This is a genomic window from Fusibacter sp. (genome assembly GCF_057447755.1).
Genome location: NZ_JBVBZF010000003.1, coordinates 13,867 through 33,834, shown reverse-complemented (window position 1 = coordinate 33,834; position 19,968 = coordinate 13,867). Strand labels below are relative to the sequence as shown.

Annotated in this window: 18 protein-coding genes; 12 read left to right on the top strand and 6 right to left on the bottom strand. The window is 38.8% G+C overall.

Annotated elements, in window-relative coordinates; genetic code table 11:
* Positions 1 to 89 precede the first annotated feature (89 nt).
* On the bottom strand, positions 90 to 1,172 hold the full coding sequence (gene hydE / locus AC220I_RS03225; RefSeq protein WP_486722395.1) for a [FeFe] hydrogenase H-cluster radical SAM maturase HydE: 1,083 nt from the start codon (positions 1,170 to 1,172) through the stop codon (positions 90 to 92).
* Positions 1,173 to 1,450: 278 nt separating this feature from the next.
* On the opposite strand from hydE, the gene AC220I_RS03220 reads away from it, so the two are divergent.
* The 6 genes from AC220I_RS03220 (at position 1,451) to malQ (ending at position 8,255) form a co-directional block, all read left to right on the top strand.
* Positions 1,451 to 2,218 carry an inositol monophosphatase family protein gene (locus AC220I_RS03220; RefSeq protein ID WP_486722377.1) on the top strand — a complete coding sequence of 256 codons (768 nt, stop codon included), beginning with the start codon at positions 1,451 to 1,453 and terminating at the stop codon, positions 2,216 to 2,218.
* Between the two features lie 219 nt (positions 2,219 to 2,437).
* Entirely contained in the window at positions 2,438 to 3,802 is a 1,365-nt protein-coding gene (locus tag AC220I_RS03215) for an ABC transporter substrate-binding protein (RefSeq protein WP_486722376.1), read from the top strand.
* A gap of 69 nt (positions 3,803 to 3,871) precedes the next feature.
* Positions 3,872 to 4,735: a carbohydrate ABC transporter permease gene (locus AC220I_RS03210; protein ID WP_486722375.1), complete on the top strand. Its 864-nt coding sequence runs from the start codon at positions 3,872 to 3,874 to the stop codon at positions 4,733 to 4,735.
* The gene (locus AC220I_RS03205; protein ID WP_486722374.1) at positions 4,735 to 5,562 is read left to right on the top strand and encodes a carbohydrate ABC transporter permease; all 828 of its coding nucleotides are present in this window, start codon (positions 4,735 to 4,737) and stop codon (positions 5,560 to 5,562) included. The genes AC220I_RS03210 and AC220I_RS03205 overlap by 1 nt, the downstream gene beginning before the upstream one ends.
* A 107-nt stretch (positions 5,563 to 5,669) precedes the next feature.
* Entirely contained in the window at positions 5,670 to 6,656 is a 987-nt protein-coding gene (locus AC220I_RS03200; RefSeq protein ID WP_486722373.1) for a LacI family DNA-binding transcriptional regulator, read from the top strand.
* Positions 6,657 to 6,776: 120 nt separating this feature from the next.
* Positions 6,777 to 8,255: a 4-alpha-glucanotransferase gene (gene malQ, locus AC220I_RS03195; RefSeq protein ID WP_486722372.1), complete on the top strand. Its 1,479-nt coding sequence runs from the start codon at positions 6,777 to 6,779 to the stop codon at positions 8,253 to 8,255.
* A 186-nt stretch (positions 8,256 to 8,441) separates the two neighbouring features.
* On the opposite strand, the gene AC220I_RS03190 is transcribed toward malQ, so the two are convergent.
* Positions 8,442 to 9,113, bottom strand: a complete 672-nt coding sequence (locus AC220I_RS03190; protein WP_486722371.1) for a TetR/AcrR family transcriptional regulator — start codon at positions 9,111 to 9,113, stop codon at positions 8,442 to 8,444.
* Positions 9,114 to 9,242: 129 nt separating this feature from the next.
* Between AC220I_RS03190 and AC220I_RS03185 the strand changes: the two genes are divergently transcribed.
* The 5 genes from AC220I_RS03185 (at position 9,243) to AC220I_RS03165 (ending at position 15,906) form a co-directional block, all read left to right on the top strand.
* Positions 9,243 to 11,132, top strand: a complete 1,890-nt coding sequence (locus AC220I_RS03185) for an OPT family oligopeptide transporter (RefSeq protein WP_486722370.1) — start codon at positions 9,243 to 9,245, stop codon at positions 11,130 to 11,132.
* Between the two features lie 575 nt (positions 11,133 to 11,707).
* Complete coding sequence (locus tag AC220I_RS03180) at positions 11,708 to 13,618, top strand: OPT family oligopeptide transporter (RefSeq protein ID WP_486722369.1); 1,911 nt, start codon at positions 11,708 to 11,710, stop codon at positions 13,616 to 13,618.
* A 93-nt stretch (positions 13,619 to 13,711) separates the two neighbouring features.
* Positions 13,712 to 14,068 carry a PqqD family protein gene (locus AC220I_RS03175; protein ID WP_486722368.1) on the top strand — a complete coding sequence of 119 codons (357 nt, stop codon included), beginning with the start codon at positions 13,712 to 13,714 and terminating at the stop codon, positions 14,066 to 14,068.
* 36 nt (positions 14,069 to 14,104) lie between these two features.
* On the top strand, positions 14,105 to 14,455 hold the full coding sequence (locus AC220I_RS03170; RefSeq protein WP_486722367.1) for a hypothetical protein: 351 nt from the start codon (positions 14,105 to 14,107) through the stop codon (positions 14,453 to 14,455).
* Entirely contained in the window at positions 14,455 to 15,906 is a 1,452-nt protein-coding gene (locus tag AC220I_RS03165; protein WP_486722366.1) for an aminoacyl-histidine dipeptidase, read from the top strand. Before AC220I_RS03170 ends, AC220I_RS03165 begins: the two co-directional genes overlap by 1 nt.
* A gap of 136 nt (positions 15,907 to 16,042) precedes the next feature.
* Here AC220I_RS03165 and AC220I_RS03160 read toward each other — a convergent pair whose 3' ends face one another.
* The 4 genes from AC220I_RS03160 to AC220I_RS03145 all read right to left on the bottom strand — a co-directional run bounded on the left by AC220I_RS03160 (position 16,043) and on the right by AC220I_RS03145 (position 18,881).
* Positions 16,043 to 16,312: a hypothetical protein gene (locus AC220I_RS03160; RefSeq protein ID WP_486722365.1), complete on the bottom strand. Its 270-nt coding sequence runs from the start codon at positions 16,310 to 16,312 to the stop codon at positions 16,043 to 16,045.
* 91 nt (positions 16,313 to 16,403) lie between these two features.
* Positions 16,404 to 17,414, bottom strand: a complete 1,011-nt coding sequence (locus AC220I_RS03155) for an acyltransferase (RefSeq protein WP_486722364.1) — start codon at positions 17,412 to 17,414, stop codon at positions 16,404 to 16,406.
* A gap of 332 nt (positions 17,415 to 17,746) precedes the next feature.
* On the bottom strand, positions 17,747 to 18,034 hold the full coding sequence (locus AC220I_RS03150) for a MoaD-like domain-containing protein (protein WP_486722363.1): 288 nt from the start codon (positions 18,032 to 18,034) through the stop codon (positions 17,747 to 17,749).
* The gene (locus tag AC220I_RS03145) at positions 18,024 to 18,881 is read right to left on the bottom strand and encodes a helix-turn-helix domain-containing protein (protein WP_486722362.1); all 858 of its coding nucleotides are present in this window, start codon (positions 18,879 to 18,881) and stop codon (positions 18,024 to 18,026) included. Before AC220I_RS03145 ends, AC220I_RS03150 begins: the two co-directional genes overlap by 11 nt.
* Positions 18,882 to 19,136: 255 nt before the next feature.
* On the opposite strand from AC220I_RS03145, the gene AC220I_RS03140 reads away from it, so the two are divergent.
* Positions 19,137 to 19,961 carry an ABC transporter substrate-binding protein gene (locus AC220I_RS03140; protein ID WP_486722394.1) on the top strand — a complete coding sequence of 275 codons (825 nt, stop codon included), beginning with the start codon at positions 19,137 to 19,139 and terminating at the stop codon, positions 19,959 to 19,961.
* Positions 19,962 to 19,968 lie beyond the last annotated feature (7 nt).

Below are 19,968 nucleotides of genomic sequence, written 5' to 3'. Positions count from 1 at the left end.
TTTAGTAATTCCTAAATTCAGCTCTTTAAATTCTATGTGATTAGGGTCATATGTCCCTAAGGTGTAACGTACGGGACCTAAGTGACAAATTAGCCAACGATATGAAATGGTGAATCTTGAGTTTCTAGGCCCTTAAACTTGGTATGGTCGCCTCTGCCCATATCAACAGAGAAGCCTGCGCTCTTAATCCGGCCTTCAATACACTGTCTGCAGTGTGCTGCTTCATCCCCCGTACAAATCTTATCCTTGTATAATTCATATTTTTCTCTGACATTGGTTGGTGATAAGTTTGGCATGACGACATTTGCACCTGCTTTTAAGGCTTTTTCTCGACCCTTTGGATCAAGGGTTCCCATGGCAGTTGTTGAAGGTAAAAGCGCTTCTGGAACAAGTAGGCGCGTTAAGGCCACAAGAATTAGGGTTTTTTCAACCGTACCACCTTGCGAACCTTTTAATGGTGTCTCATCATGTGGAATATAAGGGCCTATGCCAATCATTTCAGGCGATAATGTCTTGAGAAATCTCAAATCCTTTACGAGATCTGAATTGGTCTGATTTGGCAAGCCCACCATGAATCCAGCACCTACTTGATAACCGAGTTCCTTCAAAGTATATAGGCAGTTTCTTCTGTTCTCAAAGCTCATGTTTGGGTGTAAAGATTCATATAGCGTTTTAGAAGCGGTTTCATGACGTAAAAGATATCGGTCAACGCCAGCCTCTTTCAAGGCCATATAACTTTGACGTGAACGCTCGCCGACAGAAAGCGTGATGGCACAATCCGGGTGCTGTTTTTTAATGGCCTTAATGATATCCACAAGACGTTCATCGGTGTAATAAGGATCTTCGCCACCTTGCATTACAAAGGTTCTGTAGCCCAATTGATAGCCTTCTTTACAGCAGGCGAGAATCGTTTCCTTGTCAAGGCGATAACGATCTACACTTGTATTGAGACCTCTTATACCACAATAGGTACAATTCTGCTTGCAATAATTTGTGAATTCGATTAAGCCTCTCATGTAAACGGTATCTGTATAATAAATGGCCTTCTTTGCAACGGCTTTGTCAAAGAGATATTGTAGATCTTCTTCAGACTCAATTTCATCTAAGAGCATTAAGAGTTGCTCATCCGTTAAATTTGACGTATCGTATAAAGTGTCGATTAGTTTTTTGATAGAATTCATATGACCTCCCAAAAAAAATAAAAAATGCTACTAAGAGCATGTGAAAGTAATGTGAAAATCATATAAATATGACATTACTTCCTTTAAGTTCAGAGTATTCTTCGCTCTCAGGTTGAATGTTGTATGAATCTCATCCCATAAAAGCCCAAGGCGATCAAAGGATAAGAATGTGTATTTGTTAATAATTTATCAAATAAATGGTCTTTTGTCAACAGTATAAATAAATAGAACTATAACATTTTTGTAAAATGAGTGAGGAGAAAATAGAGATGAAGACATATTTATCAGCTTTAATTAAATCGGTCGTAAAAGAGGTTATTTTAGAGGGTGAAAGTACACTTGAAATATCCGACAAGCCTGAAAGTGATGTGGTTACAAATAAAGACATTGAAGTTGAAAGACGCATAAAAGCAGCCCTCCTTGAAAAGTTTCCGAAGGATCGGTTTATCGGAGAAGAAGAAGATTTTGATGCTGACTTGTCAATGGTGCGGACCTGGGTCCTTGACCCAATAGACGGCACCTTGAATTATACAAAAAATACACCTTATTTTGGGACGCAACTTGCACTTTATGAAAATGGGGTGCCTACGGTTGGTCTTATCTACTTGCCAATGCTTGATGAGTTTTATTTCGCTGAGAAGGGTAAGGGGGCCTTTTTGAATGATATACCTCTGCATGCGGATGAGCATCAAACACTGGATAAAAGCATTGTTACTTTTGGAGATTTTTCTAAATCAAATCCTACGTCGAGACCAGTTCAGTTGGAAATCATGTCAAATTTAATGCATAAGGCTATGAAAATTAGAATTCAGGGGGCGTCCTCAATAGACTTTGCTTTTGTCGCTTCGGGAAGATCTGGCGCGCATGTTTTGTTTACAAAACGATTGTGGGAAATCTCTGCTGGACTATTGCTGTGTTTGGAAGCTGGCTGTGTGACGAATGTCGACATGGGTGTTGAAGCGGTGACAAGTGGAAATGGCATAATTATTAGTCAAAACAGTGAAATGTTAAACGAGATAATGAAAACGTTTGCATAAAAAATCTGCCTAATTAATTTTATAAGTAAAATTTCAAAATGCGCAAGCCATCTTAAAATGCTGTAAAAACAGGGTTTTGAGTGTGACTTGCTTTATTTTTTGAATGTATACATAAAAAAGGATGAGAATGAAATTGACAAACACATTGGCTGAGAATATAATAATCTATGAAAACGGTTGCATAAAGTAATCGCATTTAGACTCAAGGGGAGGATTCAAATGAAAAAAGTATTAAGTTTACTATTAATCTTAGTCATGGTATTTTCGTTATCAGCATGTGGGGCAAAAACAGAAACGCCTGCACCTGCTACAGAACCGGCTTCTACAGAAGCAGTAGAACAAGAGGCTGCTACGGACCAAGCAGCTGAGCCAGTTGAAATTAACATTTTCCAATTCAAGGTTGAAATTGTCGATGCCTTGAACAATGCCATTGCACTATATGAAAATGAGCATCCAAACGTTAAAATCAATCTTCAAACAGTTGGCGGTGGTGACGACTACGGTGCTGCATTAAGAGCTCAGTTCCAATCAGGTAACGAGCCTGACATCTACAATGTTGGTGGACCGCAAGACGTAAAGGATTGGATGGATAAATTAGAAGATTTGACAGATGCACCTTGGGCTGGTTTACCGCTTGATGGCGTACTCTCTGGTGTAACCGTTGATGGCAAAGTATATGCGTTGCCTTACAACATTGAAGGTTATGGCTTAGCTTACAATAAAGCGATTTTCGAAGCAGCTGGTATTGATGCATCTGCAATTACAAGCTATGATGCACTTGAAAATGCACTTCAAACACTTAAAACTAAAATCGATGCAGGTGATTTAAAAGTTGAGTTCCCATTACTTGAAGCACCTATTGAGTATGCAGCAAGAGAAACTTGGGTAACTGGACTACACTCATCAAATATTGCTTTTGCAAATGAGTTTGCAAGTTCAATCGATGCGTTTGATGCACCTTCAATTGAATTCAAATATGCAGACGGTTTTAAAGCCTATTTAGACCTTATGGCAAAATATTCATCAAGTTCAGAAAAAACATCTGGCTTAAACGCTGTTGATTATGCAACTCAAGTTGATGAAGGTATTGCAATTGAAAGAGTTGCAGTGATCCAACAGGGTAACTGGATTTACGGTGGTGTAAAGGCAATTGACGAAACTGTTGCAGACAATTTAGGCTTTTTACCAATGCCTTTAAAGGGTGTTAAGGAAGATTCAATTGCAATTGGTGTTCCAATGTACTGGGCAATCAATAAAGATGCAGATGATGCTAGAAAAGCGACAGCAAAAGATTTCTTAAACTGGCTTTACACTTCAGAAGAAGGTAAAAATATCATCGTAAACGAAATGTTCTTTATTCCACCTATGCAGGGTTATGACAATGTTCAACCAGCTGATCCTCTTGCAAAAGATATCTTGAGATTTGCAAGCGAAGGCAAGACAATGCCTTGGGTATTTATGGGCTATCCTACAGATTGGGGTATGGGCGTTCTTGGTGAGCAAATCCAGAAATACTACGCTGGCGAAACATCTTGGGATGAGCTCGTACAGACTGTAAAAGACAAATGGGTTGAAATGAGATAATAAGTAATTGTATAGAGGGGGAGCTTAATCCCCCTCTTTTTTAAATCAATATCACAGAGGAGGCTTGACTTGAAGCGATCAAAATTATGGTTTTGGCTTTTTGTAGGACCAATTTTCCTGGCATTTCTCATTGTCGTCATCATACCGATGTTCAGGGGGATTTACTTTTCGTTTACAGACTGGAATGGCATTTCTAACCAAGTTACCTTCGTAGGTCTTGAAAACTATAAAAAAGCATTTGGAGATCCAGAATTTTTCACAGCATTTAAATTCACAGCAACATTCGCAATCATATCTGTTTTTACAATTAATATAATGGGATTTTTATTGGCTCTACTTGTAACTCAAGGACTTAAAGGGGCTAATTTTCAGAGGAGCATATTTTTTATGCCCAATCTAATAGGCGGTCTGATCCTTGGCTTCGTCTGGCAGTTTATCTTTGTAAAGGCATTTGACAATATAGGTGGCTCTTTGAACCTGCCTTTCCTTGAAGGATGGTTATCAACTCAAACGACTGGATTTTGGGGACTTGTTATCCTCATGTCATGGCAAATGTCCGGCTATATGATGATTATCTATATTGCAGCGATTCAAAGTATACCTGAGTCCTTGATTGAGGCCGCTAAAATTGATGGTGCTAACAGCTTACAGAGATTACGATTTATAACACTTCCTATGGTAATGCCGGCATTCACAGTAGGTTTGTTTTTATCCTTATCCAATTCCTTTAAATTATTCGATCAAAACTTAGCCCTAACAAACGGTGGACCCTACGGATCCACAGAAATGCTTGCACTCAATATATACCAGACGGCTTTCGCGAGAAATCAACTGGGATTTGCACAGGCAAAAGCGGTCATATTCTTACTCTCGGTGGCAGTCATTACATTGACTCAAATCTATCTAACAAAGAGTAAGGAGGTCGAACTATAATGAAGTCAGAAAGACGCAATAAAATGATACTTTCGGTGATCAGCTGGCTATTGGCATTTTTATTTTTATCACCCTTTTACATTGTTTTGACAAATTCTCTTAAGACGCAAAAAGGTATTTTTATCAATATTACAGGATTGCCTTTTGGCCAATATTTCAACCCTCAAAATTATGTGGATGCTTTTCAGAAATTAGATTTCATCAGGTCTTTTTCTAATTCTTTGATGATCACCTTGACAAGCTGTCTCATTATTATATTATTGGCATCAATGGCAGCGTGGATGATGGTGAGAACTAAATCAAAAACAGCGGTTATCCTCTATTACCTATTTGCGGCCGCTATGTTGATTCCCTTTCAATCGGTAATGCTACCACTCATTAACCTCATGGGTAAACTACATTTCTTAAACCCTGCAGGTTTGATTTTTATGTATATCGGTTTTGGATCGAGCCTTGCCATTATCCTTTATCATGGCTTTATAAAGGGCATACCGCTCGAACTAGAAGAAGCGGCCCTGCTTGATGGCTGTAATATCTTCCAAATTTACTGGTACATCGTTTTACCCCTGCTTAAGCCAATTACTGTTACGGTTGGGATTCTAAATGTCATGTGGATATGGAATGACTTTCTCCTACCTCAGCTTGTGATCAATAGACCCCAGTGGCAGACAATTCCGCTTAAGATGTTCTACTTCTTTGGCCAGTTTAGTAAAAAGTGGCATCTGGCACTTGCAGGTCTTGTTATTGCAATGATTCCGATTGTATTGTTCTACTTTGTTATGCAAAAGCATATTGTAAAGGGCATTACCCAAGGGGCTATAAAATAGAATGTGAAGTATGCTAAAAAATGGGTAATTATATTAGTGTTATTCATTGGACTTAATATTTGATATACTGAAAGAGTGAAGTGAACTTATCATTAGGAGATGTTATTATGCCAATTACAATAAAAGATGTAGCCAAACTTGCAGGTGTCTCACCATCGACAGTTTCACGCGTAATCGCTAACAATCCAAGTATATCTGACGAGACCAAAGTAAGAGTCAATAGAGCAATGGAAACACTTGATTATAGACCCAATGCTATCGCAAGAAGCTTGGCCAATAGACGGACCAATACACTAGGTCTCATTATTCCCAACTCTGAAACAGATTTGTTCGACAATCCCTTTTTTATCAGGGCCATGAGAGGCATCAGTATTTACTCTCAGAAGAGCGGTTACCACATTATGTACACTTATACTCGGAATGAAGCAGAAGAGCTCAAGTTCTTAAAGGACTATGTGAATTCCAATTTGGTGGACGGCATCATTTTGATGACCACCATGGAAAACGATGCCTGTATTGAGTATCTTAAAAATGAGAATTTCCCCTTTGTTGTCATAGGGAGACCAGAGCATGCAGATCATACCTTGTGGGTAGATAATGACAACTTTCAGGCCATGTACAATATGGTGAATTTGCTAGTGAACGCCGGTCTCGATAAATTTGCTTATATTGGCTGTAGCCTGTCCTACAATTTTTCAAAGGATCGTTTTGAAGGCTTTAGAAGTGCTTTGAATGTTAGAGGCATATCAATAGATCCAGAACAGGTGATTCATGAAGCGGAAGTTTCCATTGAAAGTGGTTATATGGCCTGTGAAAAAATATTTTCCAAGGGGAGTCCTAAGGCGATTGTTACAACGGATGACCTATTGGGACATGGTGCGTTAAACTATTTGGAAACGAATGGTATTGAAGGCGTCAGGGTGACTGGCTTTAACAACATTTCCATGAATGAATTTCACAAGAGAATGTTGACCTCTGTGGACATCAATTCTGAGATGCTGGGCTATAAAGCGGCAAAGTTGCTCATAGAAAAACTAAAAAAAGTTTCAACTGTGAACCACTATATCGTGGAAACACAGATTATTGAACGCTAATCATAAAGTATTAAAACCACAAAAGATTCAAAGCATAAAAGTGAGTATTCGTCACAATAAAAGTATAAATGAAGGTTAAACATAAGGATTTTGAAGCCTCAAAGGAAAGAAGGAGATACTATGAAGCAGAGAAGTAGTGGGATTTTATTACACATATCATCACTACCAGGTGAATATGGCATTGGTGATTTTGGGAAAGGTGCTTATGATTTCGTCGATTTTTTAGAAAAATCAGGTCAGCATTTCTGGCAAATACTGCCGATTGGCATCACGGGATATGGTGACTCACCATATCAGTCATTTTCTGCATATGCGGGTAATCCTTACTTTATAGATCTTGATGAACTCATTCAGTTGGGGTACTTAGATAAAAAGGAAGTTGAAAAGACTGATTTGGGCAAGCATAAGCACAGGGTAGATTATGAGAAACTATATTATCATAAAATGCCCCTTTTGAAATCGGCTTATGAGAATGCAAAAATTAAAATCAGACATGAACTGGATCGATTTTTACAACTTGAAGGGGATTGGCTGGAAAACTTTGCGCTTTACATGGCCATAAAGAGCTATAATGGCAACCAATCTTGGACAAACTGGGCTGAGGGATATGGCAGCAAGGATTCGGAAGCTGTTGTAAAATTTAAAGAGACGCATGAATCTGAAATTTATTTTTGGATCTTTACGCAATATTTCTTCTTTAAGCAGTGGTTTGCACTCAAGGCAGTGGCGAACAGCAAGGGCATTCAAATCATTGGAGACTTGCCAATTTATGTGGCTGAGGACAGTGCGGATGTCTGGGCACATCCAGAATATTTTAAGCTGGGTGCAGACCTTAAACCGATTTGTGTGGCAGGATGTCCACCTGATGCGTTTTCTGCTACGGGCCAATTATGGGGCAATCCAATTTATGATTGGGACTACATGGAGAAAAATGGCTTCAAATGGTGGATTGGTAGGATTGACTACAGTCTTAAGCTCTTTGATACCATAAGAATAGATCATTTTAGAGGCTTTGATGCCTACTGGGAAATTCCCTATGGGGATTTGACGGCTGAAAATGGCGTATGGGTTGATGGTCCGGGCATAAAGCTCTTTGATGCCATTAAGAAGGAACTTGGTGATGTGAGCATTATTGCAGAGGACTTGGGTTTCCTTACGGAGAGTGTCGTTAAACTAAGAAAAGACACTGGCTTTCCAGGCATGAAGGTGCTTGAGTTCGCATTCGATACCCGTGAAGAAAGCGATTATCTACCACATAATTATGAGAAAGAATGTATTGCCTATACGGGAACCCATGACAATGATACGGTTATGGGCTGGATGGACAATGTCATGAAATCAGATCGTGAATTTGCGGTTGAATACTTGAAACTCGACAAGCATGAAGGCTATAATTGGGGCTTCATCAGAGGCATCTGGGCCTCGACAGCAAACTTGGCCATTGCACAAATGCAAGATTTTTTAGGGCTTGATTCGAAAGCGAGAATGAACACGCCTTCGACCCTTGGTGGCAATTGGGTCTTTAGAATTACAGAAAAGGATTTAAGCAAGGGATTGAGCGAGAAGATTAAGCTTATGACAAAGCTCTATGGCAGGTAAGTTTATCGTCAATTCAGTATTTTATGAAGCCTATTAAGGAACATCTTGTGGCGCGTATCAAGAACATATTATGTAGAACATATATGTAGCTTATTATGGAATCCATTATGGACCTTGTCCCGACGTATATAAAAAAGTAGAGGTGAATGAAAACCTCTACTTTCTTTTTAATTTAATTTTGTGATCCTACCACTTTCGCCCTAGGTCGATGCTCTTGTAATCTAGAATTTTTTTCTTTTTAGGGGTGTGATCCGATTTTAAGCTGTCCCAGACACTTTCATATAAACTGTGTCTTTGCGTATTGATATTTGCATTTTTATAGAGGGCACTTAGAGAAATCATGCCGTCAATTCTTGAGATGAGGTCGATGGAGATGATCTCCTTGTTGATTGAGTTTTTAATAAGACCTTGCTTCTGACCGTTGGATAGCATGTGAATAAGGCTGACCTGAAGGTTGTGATAATAACGTTCAATCCGCTGCTGGTTGACCTCGTTGTCAATAGAGGCGCTTTGAAAGAAGGAATTTAAGTTGACCAACTGATGGTGGTTTTCATATACCATAATGGAGAGATTTTTATGAAATTCAATCATGCATTCATAAAAAGCTTCCAGCTGAGCCCTAGGGTTATCAAGTGCATTAAGTGTTAAATTCAATCTGTGTTCAAGGTCGTCGAGGATGTTGTTGATACACTGATTCACCAAGTCTTCTTTTGATTTAAAGTGATAATATATAGAAGGCTTCTTAATGTTTACAGCTTCAGCGATGTTGTTTAGTGATGTTTGATCAATGCCGATGCTCAAGAAACTCTTTAAGGCTGCATATAGGATTTTATCCTTTGTACTCATTTTATTTGACATAACCTACCCTCCGTTAGGCTAATTATAGCACGAATACTACATTTTATAAACAATTCTGTACACAGGTCTTTAAAAACTGTAAAATAGTATAGAAAGCAATAAACTACGGGTTTTAAAGGACGTTAAAATATGAAAAAAGAGCAATTTAAACCATTTATTCCCGCTCATAAATCCATTCCTGAGCTCACGATTACTTCTGTAATCTTTGGAATTGTGCTTGCAATTGTCTTTGGCGTTGTCAACGCCTATTTGGGCTTAAAGGTTGGTATGACCATTAGCGCTTCCATTCCGGCAGCGGTGGTTTCAATGAGCGTCACCAGAATCATCATGAAGCGTGATTCAATCCTCGAGAACAACATGGTGCAGACTATTGGATCTGCAGGTGAATCCTTGACAGCAGGCGCTATTTTTACAATTCCGGCAATGTTCCTATGGTCTAAGAGCATGGGGATAGAACCGCCATCGATGCTTTTAATCACCTTAATTGGTTTTAGTGGTGGTATTTTAGGGGTCATGTTCATGATTCCGCTGAGGAAGGCCTTAATTGTCAAGGAGCATGATCACCTGCCCTATCCTGAGGGTTCTGCATGTGCGGATGTACTGCTTGCAGGTGAAGAGGGGGGCGAAAAGGCAAAAGCGACCTTCCAGGGGCTTGCCATTGGCAGTGTTTATAAATTAATATCAGAGGGTTTAATGTTAATTCCTTCAAGACTGGAATATGTAATATCTAGACCGATCCACTCCTTCCTAGGTGTGGATGCCATGCCAGCTCTGCTTGGTGTTGGGTTTATAATAGGAAGAAATGTTTCAAGTTTGATGCTTGCAGGCTCTCTTTTGGGCTGGTTTGTTATTATACCCCTCATCGCCCTTGTTGGTGAAGGCAGTATTGTTGCGCTTTTCCCTGCAGAATTTCCAATAGGCATACTCAAAACGGAAGAGCTATGGCACTATTATATTCGCTATATTGGCGCAGGCGCTGTTGCTTTTGGCGGTCTTTTGAGTTTGATTAAGTCAATGCCCTTGATTGTTGAAACCTTTATTGAATCCATGCGGGATTACAATCATTTGCTTGAGGGCCGGAGCTTTTTAAGGACAGATCAGGATATTCCCATTTCGACAGTTGTTGTGCTTACACTGGTCATTACAGTGACCATAGCAGTCTTGCCAATCATGAACATCGGCATTATCGGTGCACTATTTGTGGCGATTTTCGGTTTCTTTTTCGCCACAGTGTCCTCGAGAATTGTAGGTCTTATCGGTAGTTCATCCAATCCGATTTCAGGCATGACACTGGCAACCCTTATAATGGCTGCATTTCTATTTAGGTTGCTGGGTAGAACCTCGCCAGATGGCATATTTGCAGTGTTTACAGTTGGTGCAATCATATGCATTATCATAGCCATGGCAGGTGATACCTCACAGGATTTAAAAACAGGCTATCTTGTAGGGGCAACACCCTATAAACAGCAATTGGGAGAACTTATCGGGGTGATGATGATGTCAATTGTCCTCGGCAGTGTTTTAACACTGTTCAATAAGGCTTGGGGTTTTGGTTCACCAGCTTTACCGGCACCACAGGCAACACTTGTTAAAATAATCGTTGAAGGTGTAATGCAGGGTAATTTACCTTGGGCTTTGATTTTTATCGGTGTCGCAATCGGTTTGATTTTTGAACTTTTAGGTTTACCCATCTTACCCATTGCCATAGGCTTATACCTCCCGATACAACTTACAACAACTATTTTTATTGGTGGCCTCATAAGAGGCTTGCTGGATAAAGAAGATGAAGAGACGGATACATTTGAAAGAAAGATCAAGGTAGACAGTGGTATACTATTTGCATCAGGTTTGATTGCAGGAGAGGGGATTGTCGGTGTCATTCTGGCCATATTAGCGGTTGCAGGTATGAATATTGACCTTGGCTTTAATGCTGGACCTCTTGGGACAGTCGTTTGCTTCTCAGTCGTGATCGCTGTCCTCTTAAAAGTATCTGTTTTTAAAAGGGTATATGAATCTTAAATGAAAATTGACCATAATGAATAGAAATCCTCATTGAACTTATAAATAATAGGTTCAATGAGGATTTTTTTTATCGAAAACTATGGAAATAGGTGGTTTTAGCCTATTAAGTAAATTTAATAAATTAATAAAAATACACTTTTGACCGGATCGAATGAATAAATATTCAAAACGCTTGAATGAGTTCAATATGTAAAAAGTCCAGTGAAGGGCAGTTGACGTAAAAAAAAGTAAGAAAATAGGATTTAAGGCATCTAAGGTACAACCTACCTAATGGTAGGTAAATGCCAAGATGTCCCGCCTACCGAGTGGTAGATAAGCCTGAACCCTTGTTTTTACTGAATATCAATGAGAATTTGACAAATGGGCGACCAGTTGATTTTCAGAATACTTCGATTTATAATGTCGTTAAGAAGCGCTTCCGAAAGATTCTCATTTTGTTCTTCTTAGCATGGACCATCTTGATATGCTTGTCAAGTGCGAATATGTTATCAAGTATCTTATACAAAATGAGCTGTTTATGATCATGCGCATGGTCATAAATGCCAAAAATCGAAAATTTGGGAGGAAATAATATGTCAAAGAACAATTCTCAGGAATTCAAACCTTTTATTCCTGCAGACAAAGTAATGCCAGAATTTACTGTGACATCAATTGTATTAGGGGTTTTATTAGCAATCATATTCGGTGCTGCTAATGCTTACCTTGGTTTAAGAGTAGGTATGACAATTTCAGCATCTATTCCAGCGGCAGTTATCTCAATGGGGATTATCCGTGGTATCTTAAAGAAAGAATCGATTCTTGAGAACAACATGGTTCAAACAATCGGTTCTGCAGGTGAATCTTTAGCAGCAGGTGCAATCTTTACTTTACCTGCAATGTTCATCTGGATGAAAGAATGGGGTATGGGTACTCCAAGCGTAATGGAAATTACAGTGATCGCACTTTGCGGTGGTGTCTTAGGGGTTCTTTTCATGATTCCTTTAAGAAAAGCATTAATCGTAAAAGAGCATGGTGTATTACCTTACCCAGAAGGTACAGCTTGTGCAGAAGTACTTTTAGCTGGTGAAGAAGGTGGCGATAAAGCTGCTGTAACTTTCATCGGTTTAGGTGTTGGTGCAGCTTACAAATTTATTGCAGACGGTCTTAAATTATTCCCAAGTGAAATCGAAACTGAAATTCCTGGTTACCACGGCGCAGCAATCGGTGCAGACGTTTTACCAGCACTTTTAGGTGTAGGTTTCATCATTGGTCCTAAAATTTCAGCTTACATGTTAGCAGGTGCCGTATTAGGTTGGTTCGGATTTATTCCATTAATTTTAAACATCGGCAGCATGGGCGAAGTTATCATGTACCCAGCATCAGTACCTATTAGTGAATTAGGATACTGGGGTGTTTGGAACTACTATATCAGATATGTTGGAGCAGGTGCAGTTGCATTTGGTGGTATTTTCAGCTTAATTAAGTCTTTACCATTAATCGTTCAAACATTCTCTGAAGCAATGAAAGATTTAGGTTCAACTACTGGCGGTAGCAGTACAGCTAGAACTGATCAAGATTTATCAATGAAAATTGTTATTATTGGTGCTTTAGCAGTTGTACTTGCAATGATGATGTTACCATTCGTACCAGTTGGTTTCGGTGGTGGTTTACTCATCGCAATCTTCGGTTTCTTCTTTGCGACAGTTTCATCTAGAATTGTTGGTTTAGTAGGTTCATCTTCTAACCCAGTTTCAGGTATGACAATTGCAACATTAATCATCACTGCTATTGCTTTCAAAGCAACTGGTAATGATGGACAATCAGGTATGATCGCAACTTTAACAGTTGGTGCAATCATCTGTATCATCGCAGCTATGGCTGGTGATACTTCACAAGACTTAAAAACTGGTTTCTTAGTAGGTGCTACACCTAAGAAACAACAGATTGGTGAATTAATCGGAGCAGTTGCTGCGGCTCTTGCAATCGGTTATGTATTAATCTTATTGAACAATGCATGGGGCTTTGGTTCTCAAGAGCTTCCTGCACCACAAGCAACATTAATGAGACTTGTTATTGAAGGTGTTATGGGTGGTAACTTACCTTGGGCACTTGTATTCACAGGAATCGGTGTTGGTGTAACAATTGAATTATTAGGTTTACCAGTACTTCCAATCGCAATCGGTTTATATTTACCAATTCACCTTTCTACGCCAATCATGGTGGGTGGTTTCGTAAGAGGCTTACTTGATAAGAAACTTAACAAGGCTGAAGGTAACCAAACTGAAGAGTCAATCTTCAAACACAAAATTGATTCAGGTATCCTTTACGCATCAGGCTTAATCGCAGGTGAAGGTTTAATCGGTATCTTACTTGCTGTATTTGCAGTAGGTGGTATCAACTTAGCGCTTGGCACTAGTATCGGGCAAATTGGGGCACTATTATTCTTCGGTGCATTAACGTATTCATTGGTACATTTTTCAATCTTAAGAAAATACTCTAAGTAGTCTTTAAATTGAAATCGTATCTTTAACAAGATGTGATAAACTATATTGAGAGGGTATCTGATATCCTCTCAATATTTTATAAAGAGGTGAAAGATGGCTAAAAAACTTACAAATCAGGATAATTTTTTAGATCTAGTTCCAGTAAGAAGTGAAAAAATTAATTGGGTTACACTTGAAAATGATATCGTACAAATTCAAATAGACAGAAACAGTTGGCTGGATAAAGTGGTTCGAGTTTTCTTTAAAACGCCAACGATGATGAAAATAGATTTAGACCAATATGGTTCTTATATTTGGACAGCCATAGATGGAAAAAGTGACATCAGTGAAATTGCAGAGGGCTTCAAAGAAAAGTTCGGACAAGAAGTTGAGCCCCTTTATGAGAGACTGGGATCATATGTCAATATATTAAGAAATAACGAGTTTGTTAAACTTGAAAAGAAATCCTAAAAGTGCAATAATTAGGATGTCGAAAGGATTTTGAAGATGCTTACTACTTTATTTGAAATTATATTGTTTGCAGTTGCTTTTACCCTATTGATGGCTTGGGGCTATGTCAAGAAACAAAGACAATCTGAAGAGCTCGTCACTAGACTCATGTACAGCTGTGAAAAAAAAGTGCTTAAGGCTTTTAAGAAGAACAATTTGTTGAGCTATGTTGAGCTTGCAGAGGTGGTTAAAGGCACAAAAGCATCCTTATTTTGGAGCAAAAACAAGGCAATCGTCAATGATCCGTCTGAGATTTTGGATAAAATTCTTGCGGATATGATGCGCAAGGGCTTAATCACTGAAGGACGACAAAAAACTTATCATTGGGAACAGGGAGGGGATTTATAATGGAAAATGTATTAAAGGGTTTACAGCCAGAAAGCGTATTTAAGAATTTTGAAGCACTTACTAGAATTCCAAGAGAATCAGGAAATGAAGGTGAAGTTGCAGAATATCTGGTTACATTTGCAAAAAATCTAGGACTTGAAGTGATTAAGGAAGAATCAAACAACATCATCATCAAGAAACCTGCAACACCAGGCTATGAAAATGGGCCTACTGTAATCCTTCAAGGCCATACAGACATGGTTTGTGTAAAAAATGATGACTTAGAATTTGATTTCAACAGCCAGCCGATTCCACTTGTAATCGATGGTGATTTTATAAAGACAAAAGGTACAACTTTAGGTGCGGACAACGGAATCGCTGTGGCCATGGCCATGAGCATCTTAGAATCGACAACGCTTGAGCATCCTGCACTTGTGGCACTTTTCACAGTGGCTGAAGAGACGGGCATGGACGGCGTGGTTTCTTTAAATCCAGACAATGTTAAGGGTGATATTCTCATCAATATCGATTCAGAAGAAGAAGGTACACTCCTTGCATCGTGTGCAGGTGGCGTTAACAATATTATCGAATACCCATATGAAACTCAAAAAGCAACTTGTACAGAGGGCTTTAAACTCGTTATTCAAGGCTTAAACGGGGGTCATTCAGGGATTGAAATTAATAAAAATAGAGCAAATGCCTTAAAACTTTTGGGTAGAGTGCTTAAATCATTTGAAAACCACTTTAAGTTTGAGCTTGCTCACATTTCTGGTGGCGAAAAAATGAATGCCATTGCAAAGCGTGCTGAAATGACTTTCGGTGTACGTGCATCTGACGTTGAAACATTAGAGCAACTCGTGCCGCTTCTTAAAGAAATGTTTGTTAATGAAGTTTTAGCGACGGATGGTGGCATCGACCTCGTTCTCACTGAAGTAGAAGCACCAAAAGTCGTTATGACTGAAAAATCGGCAAAAGATATCGCAAACATCCTTAGATTGACACCGTTTGGCGTTGAGACGATGAGTGGTGGTATCGCAGGTTTAGTTGAAAGTTCTTCTAACCTTGGTGTTCTTGAGCAAACAGACACAGTGGTTAAATTCACAAATGCAGTGAGAAGCTCAGTTAAATCATTAAAGTTTGAAATCAACGAGCGATTTGCAATTATCAGTGAAATGACAGGTTCTAAAAACTATCTTGTGGCGGATTATCCAGAGTGGCAGTTTAAACTTGATTCTCCAATTAGAGAGTTAATGAAGACGGTTTATGGTGAAATGTTTGATGCAGAACTTAAGGTAGATGCAATCCATGCAGGCCTTGAGTGTGGTTTCTTAAAAGAAAAAGTAGGCGATATTGATATGATTTCTTTAGGACCAAACTTATTTGATGTGCATACGCCATTTGAAAAACTCAGTATTTCTTCAACTAAGCGCGTATATGAGTTCCTTTGTGAAGTCTTGAAGCGTTTGAAATAATATCATACTAAAATATCATAAAGCGCAAGATCCTATTGGATTTTGCGCTTTTTAGCATATAAGAAAAGCCTCTATTTATAATATAGAGGCTTAATGATATATTTTTTTAGTTTTAGGACACCACTAAAGTAATCATTTATTGGTGGGAAAAATCTGGAATGCCCCAGAAATACATATCTAAATCGACATTTCTTTTTTCGGTGATTAAAGCCTTGTGACCTTCAGTGTCAGCGCTTGCCGCATCAGGCACCTCGTCATAAGATTCTGACAGGATGTCTCTGCCATAAAAAGCAGATTGACGATCGTAATTCTTATTCCCAGCGTTTGGATCCGCAAAGGAAGCGCTAAATAATGTCAACAAGACAATTGTAACAAGTACCAGTAATATTTCTATTTTACGAACCATTAAGACTCTCCTATTCATACAATCAGTGGCATAACAGCTAATACTTATATTACGCCTGATAAATAGGTGTGTCAATGCCTTAGAAAAGGGTTTACGGTTTATTTACAAATGCAAGTTTAGGTTTAAAATGTTCAATGATTAAAAGTATGGGGATTAGGATTATAAATATGCCGAGGAAGGCAATCAGGGCACGTAAACTTATGGATGCGATCCCCAGTTTATCAAGAACTAGATTGAGCAGGATCAAGACTAATGGATGCGCATAATAAAGCGTTAAGGTTGATTGGCTCAGAAAATTAACCCCTGGTGCAATGTCTTGGTAAAGTCTGCCAAGACTTTTTAAAGTCATCAAAAGCGTATAGCAAGCAATCAGGCTGAAAAGGATATAAATTACAGTGGCAAGCCTTGCATTGATATAGACACCATTGTTTGTGGATTGTATAAATTCAGCAGTATAAACACTTCCCATGATTCCAAAGGCGATCAGATAATAGGATGGCGATTTTTGACTTGGCTTAGCATTTGTATTTAAAAGCATCCCCAAGGTAAAATAGCTTAAATAGGTTGGCATGATCCTGTCTTGTAGGGGGAGCGGTATGAAAATAAATAAAAATTGAACCATCAAGGTCAGTAAAAACAATTTTTCAGTGCCCACTTTGGACTGGAGCCAATGAAAAATGGGATATGCCAAATAGAACTGTATGATAATCACCATGAAATAGAGGTGATAGATAAAGCTGCCCTGAAGCAAGCCCTTTAGATAAAACTTCAAGTCCACTGGGTAATAGCCCTGTGTGGCATATATTATAAAGTATAGGCTAGCCCAAATAAAATAGGGCATAAAGAGCTTAGGAAGTCTTTTTTTCCAAAAGGAAAGCCATTTAAGTGGTTTTCCAATATAGAGCGTATTTAAAAGAAAGCCACTCATGAAGACAAACATGGGTACTGATGGCTTAGAGAAACGGTTTAAAAGGGTGAAGAGCAACTGAGGTGGACTGTTTGGCGTAAGTGTAACGACAGGCGTTGCGGTCGTATGTATGATAATGACCATGATGCAGGCTAGGATTCTAAAAAAGTGAATTTCAGGATATGTTTTGCGCATTCAAACCTCCAAATTAATGTCTCATGGACATTATACCAAGTGGCGGTTTTTTTAGCCATGCCCTATTGGGTTTGATCATAAAAAAAATCACCGCTAATTAACGGTGACAATAAGGGTTTTGCAGTTCCGGGGTTATACAAATAGAAATTTGTATGTTGAAACTAATATTATTCTAGAGCATATTTTTAAAATAATTCTTTACTGTTTCTTAAATTTTTCTAAAATCGTATCAGGCACCCATTGATATTAGGCACCCATCGATATTAGGCACTCATTGATATTAATCACCCGAGGGGATTACGCACCAGAGGGTATTAAGTACCTGAGGGGTATTACCCACCCGCGGATAAAAATTCTAATCGGTAGGCAGTGACCACTTGGTCCACCTCAGTCTTTTCGCCTATAAAACGCATCTGGGTTCTTGGTATATAAAGGGAAACCTTGCGACCTTTAGGCTCAAGTGATTGCGGCATTAAAATAAGTTCCCAGTTTGAGCCCCTATAATGATGTGGGGTCACTTCCTCTGAAGTAAGTCTGAAATAATCCTGAATGTATTTAATGGGAATACCACTGTCTATGACCACCTGATAGGACTTGTGTGATGGCTGGCTATGCTTCATATGACGTTCCCTGTAAAACCTTTAGTGAATATTGTTTAGGGGTAATGCCAAAGTGTCCTTTGAAGAGTTTTATAAAGTAGGAGATACTTTCAAAGCCTAAATCATAGCAAACCTCTGAAACGTTTTTATGCTTAAGGAGCTCTTTGGCTTTATTGAGTTTTAAGCGGTTGTGATAAGCCTTTGGGGTCATACCTGTCGCCCTGCGGAAAAGTAGGACTAAATTTGAGGGTGACATATTAAGCGCATATGCAATTTCTTTAACTGTGAGATCTGGATCACTCAGGTTGTTTTTTAGACAATGAATGGCATATTCTACAGGTTCCTGCTTTTTACGTTGATCAAGTGACAAACGGTAGTGGTTTATGAGATTATAAGTCAACTCTTGTGAACAGAGGTCAATTAAAAATTGCTTGTTGGGGTCATCGCTGAGTGCATATTGTTTTATGCGTTCTATATGCGTTTTCACTTGAGGGAGCAATAGATTTTTCTTTACAAAATCGGTCGTCATATCCACATTTAGCTCATGCTTGACTTCCACTTTTTTAAGGGTATCTTCGATGAGCTTGTCGTTGAGCTCATATACCACTGCGATGGTTTTCTCTGGAATTACCATATCCACACTAGCGTGAGGTGGTAAGAGAATAAAATCCGAGTCGGAATAAGTGAATTCTTGACCGTCGTTAATTCGAACGTGTTTTAGGCCGCTCGTAATTGTACATAATCTCGTATATTGATAGGTCTTGTATGTGCCTTTGAAATCCTTATCAAGGTCATAATATAGGATTTTCATATACTCTGTTTCCAAACCATCCGTTTTTTCAAAATAGCGATCGAAATTTTTAATCAAAGCAAGCCCTCCCCAAGAGTAAAGTACAATAATTAGTTTTATAGTATCACAGCCATAAGGATGAAACAACGGTAGATGTCCCACTTAAAATCCTATTTATTGCATGACCCTCTTAAAATTAGGCTATTTTTCTGAATTATCAGATAGTTTTTGTATTAATGGTATTGTATAATAATAAGTGCAAGGCGATCGTTTTGAATACATTTAATAGGGTTAGGGCTATTTCAAAGGAGAGAATACATGATGAATCGAAATATGAAAGTAATCGTAGGGATATTAATATGTTTGGTGATTGGTCTTGCAGTAATTGGAATGACGCGTGACAACACGCCAAAGTCCATTATTTTATCTACGACAACCAGTACACAAGATAGTGGTCTTTTAGATGAAATTTTGCCTTACTTTGAGAAGGAAACGGGAATAGAAGTTAAGGTTGTAGCAGTTGGAACAGGTAAGGCCATCCAAATGGGTGTTGACGGTGAAGCCGATGTCCTCCTTGTGCATGCAAAAGCAAGTGAAGAAAAATTCGTCAGCGATGGTGATGGTGTCGAGCGATTTGATGTCATGTACAACGATTTTGTACTCGTGGGGCCTAAGGGTTCAAATGATGGCTTAGAGACTTCAAGTATGACAGATATTGAATCCGTTTTAAAATATATTAGTGAACATCAACTAAAATTTGTGTCAAGAGGAGATGATTCGGGCACAAATAAAAAAGAGATTAGTTTATGGAAGGGATTATCACTTGAACCAAGTGGGGATTGGTATATCTCTGCAGGCAAGGGCATGGGTGACGTCCTTATGATGGCAAGCGAGCTTCAGGCCTACACTTTGACAGATCGAGCAACTTATCTTGCAATGCAGGACAAGTTGGACCTTGATATCGTATTCCAAGCAGATGAAGCCTTACTCAATTACTATGGTGTCATTGCTGTAAATCCTAATAAAAATGAACAGATTAATGCAAAAGGCGCAGAGGCATTTATTAAATGGATCTTGTCTGATGAGACACAAAAGAGAATTGGACAGTTTGGTGTTGAAGCCTATGGACAACCTCTATTTTTCCCAAATGCAAAATAATACTTTT

Excerpts from the sequence above, each read along its gene's own strand:
- AC220I_RS03220 (WP_486722377.1), top strand. The coding sequence starts at position 1,451 with ATGAAGACATATTTATCAGCTTTAATTAAATCGGTCGTAAAAGAGGTT.
- AC220I_RS03215 (WP_486722376.1), top strand. The coding sequence starts at position 2,438 with ATGAAAAAAGTATTAAGTTTACTATTAATCTTAGTCATGGTATTTTCG.
- AC220I_RS03205 (WP_486722374.1), top strand. The coding sequence starts at position 4,735 with ATGAAGTCAGAAAGACGCAATAAAATGATACTTTCGGTGATCAGCTGG.
- AC220I_RS03200 (WP_486722373.1), top strand. The coding sequence starts at position 5,670 with ATGCCAATTACAATAAAAGATGTAGCCAAACTTGCAGGTGTCTCACCA.
- malQ (WP_486722372.1), top strand. The coding sequence starts at position 6,777 with ATGAAGCAGAGAAGTAGTGGGATTTTATTACACATATCATCACTACCA.
- AC220I_RS03190 (WP_486722371.1), bottom strand. The coding sequence starts at position 9,113 with ATGTCAAATAAAATGAGTACAAAGGATAAAATCCTATATGCAGCCTTA.
- AC220I_RS03185 (WP_486722370.1), top strand. The coding sequence starts at position 9,243 with ATGAAAAAAGAGCAATTTAAACCATTTATTCCCGCTCATAAATCCATT.
- AC220I_RS03180 (WP_486722369.1), top strand. The coding sequence starts at position 11,708 with ATGTCAAAGAACAATTCTCAGGAATTCAAACCTTTTATTCCTGCAGAC.
- AC220I_RS03175 (WP_486722368.1), top strand. The coding sequence starts at position 13,712 with ATGGCTAAAAAACTTACAAATCAGGATAATTTTTTAGATCTAGTTCCA.
- AC220I_RS03170 (WP_486722367.1), top strand. The coding sequence starts at position 14,105 with ATGCTTACTACTTTATTTGAAATTATATTGTTTGCAGTTGCTTTTACC.
- AC220I_RS03165 (WP_486722366.1), top strand. The coding sequence starts at position 14,455 with ATGGAAAATGTATTAAAGGGTTTACAGCCAGAAAGCGTATTTAAGAAT.
- AC220I_RS03160 (WP_486722365.1), bottom strand. The coding sequence starts at position 16,312 with ATGGTTCGTAAAATAGAAATATTACTGGTACTTGTTACAATTGTCTTG.
- AC220I_RS03155 (WP_486722364.1), bottom strand. The coding sequence starts at position 17,414 with ATGCGCAAAACATATCCTGAAATTCACTTTTTTAGAATCCTAGCCTGC.
- AC220I_RS03150 (WP_486722363.1), bottom strand. The coding sequence starts at position 18,034 with ATGAAGCATAGCCAGCCATCACACAAGTCCTATCAGGTGGTCATAGAC.
- AC220I_RS03140 (WP_486722394.1), top strand. The coding sequence starts at position 19,137 with ATGAAAGTAATCGTAGGGATATTAATATGTTTGGTGATTGGTCTTGCA.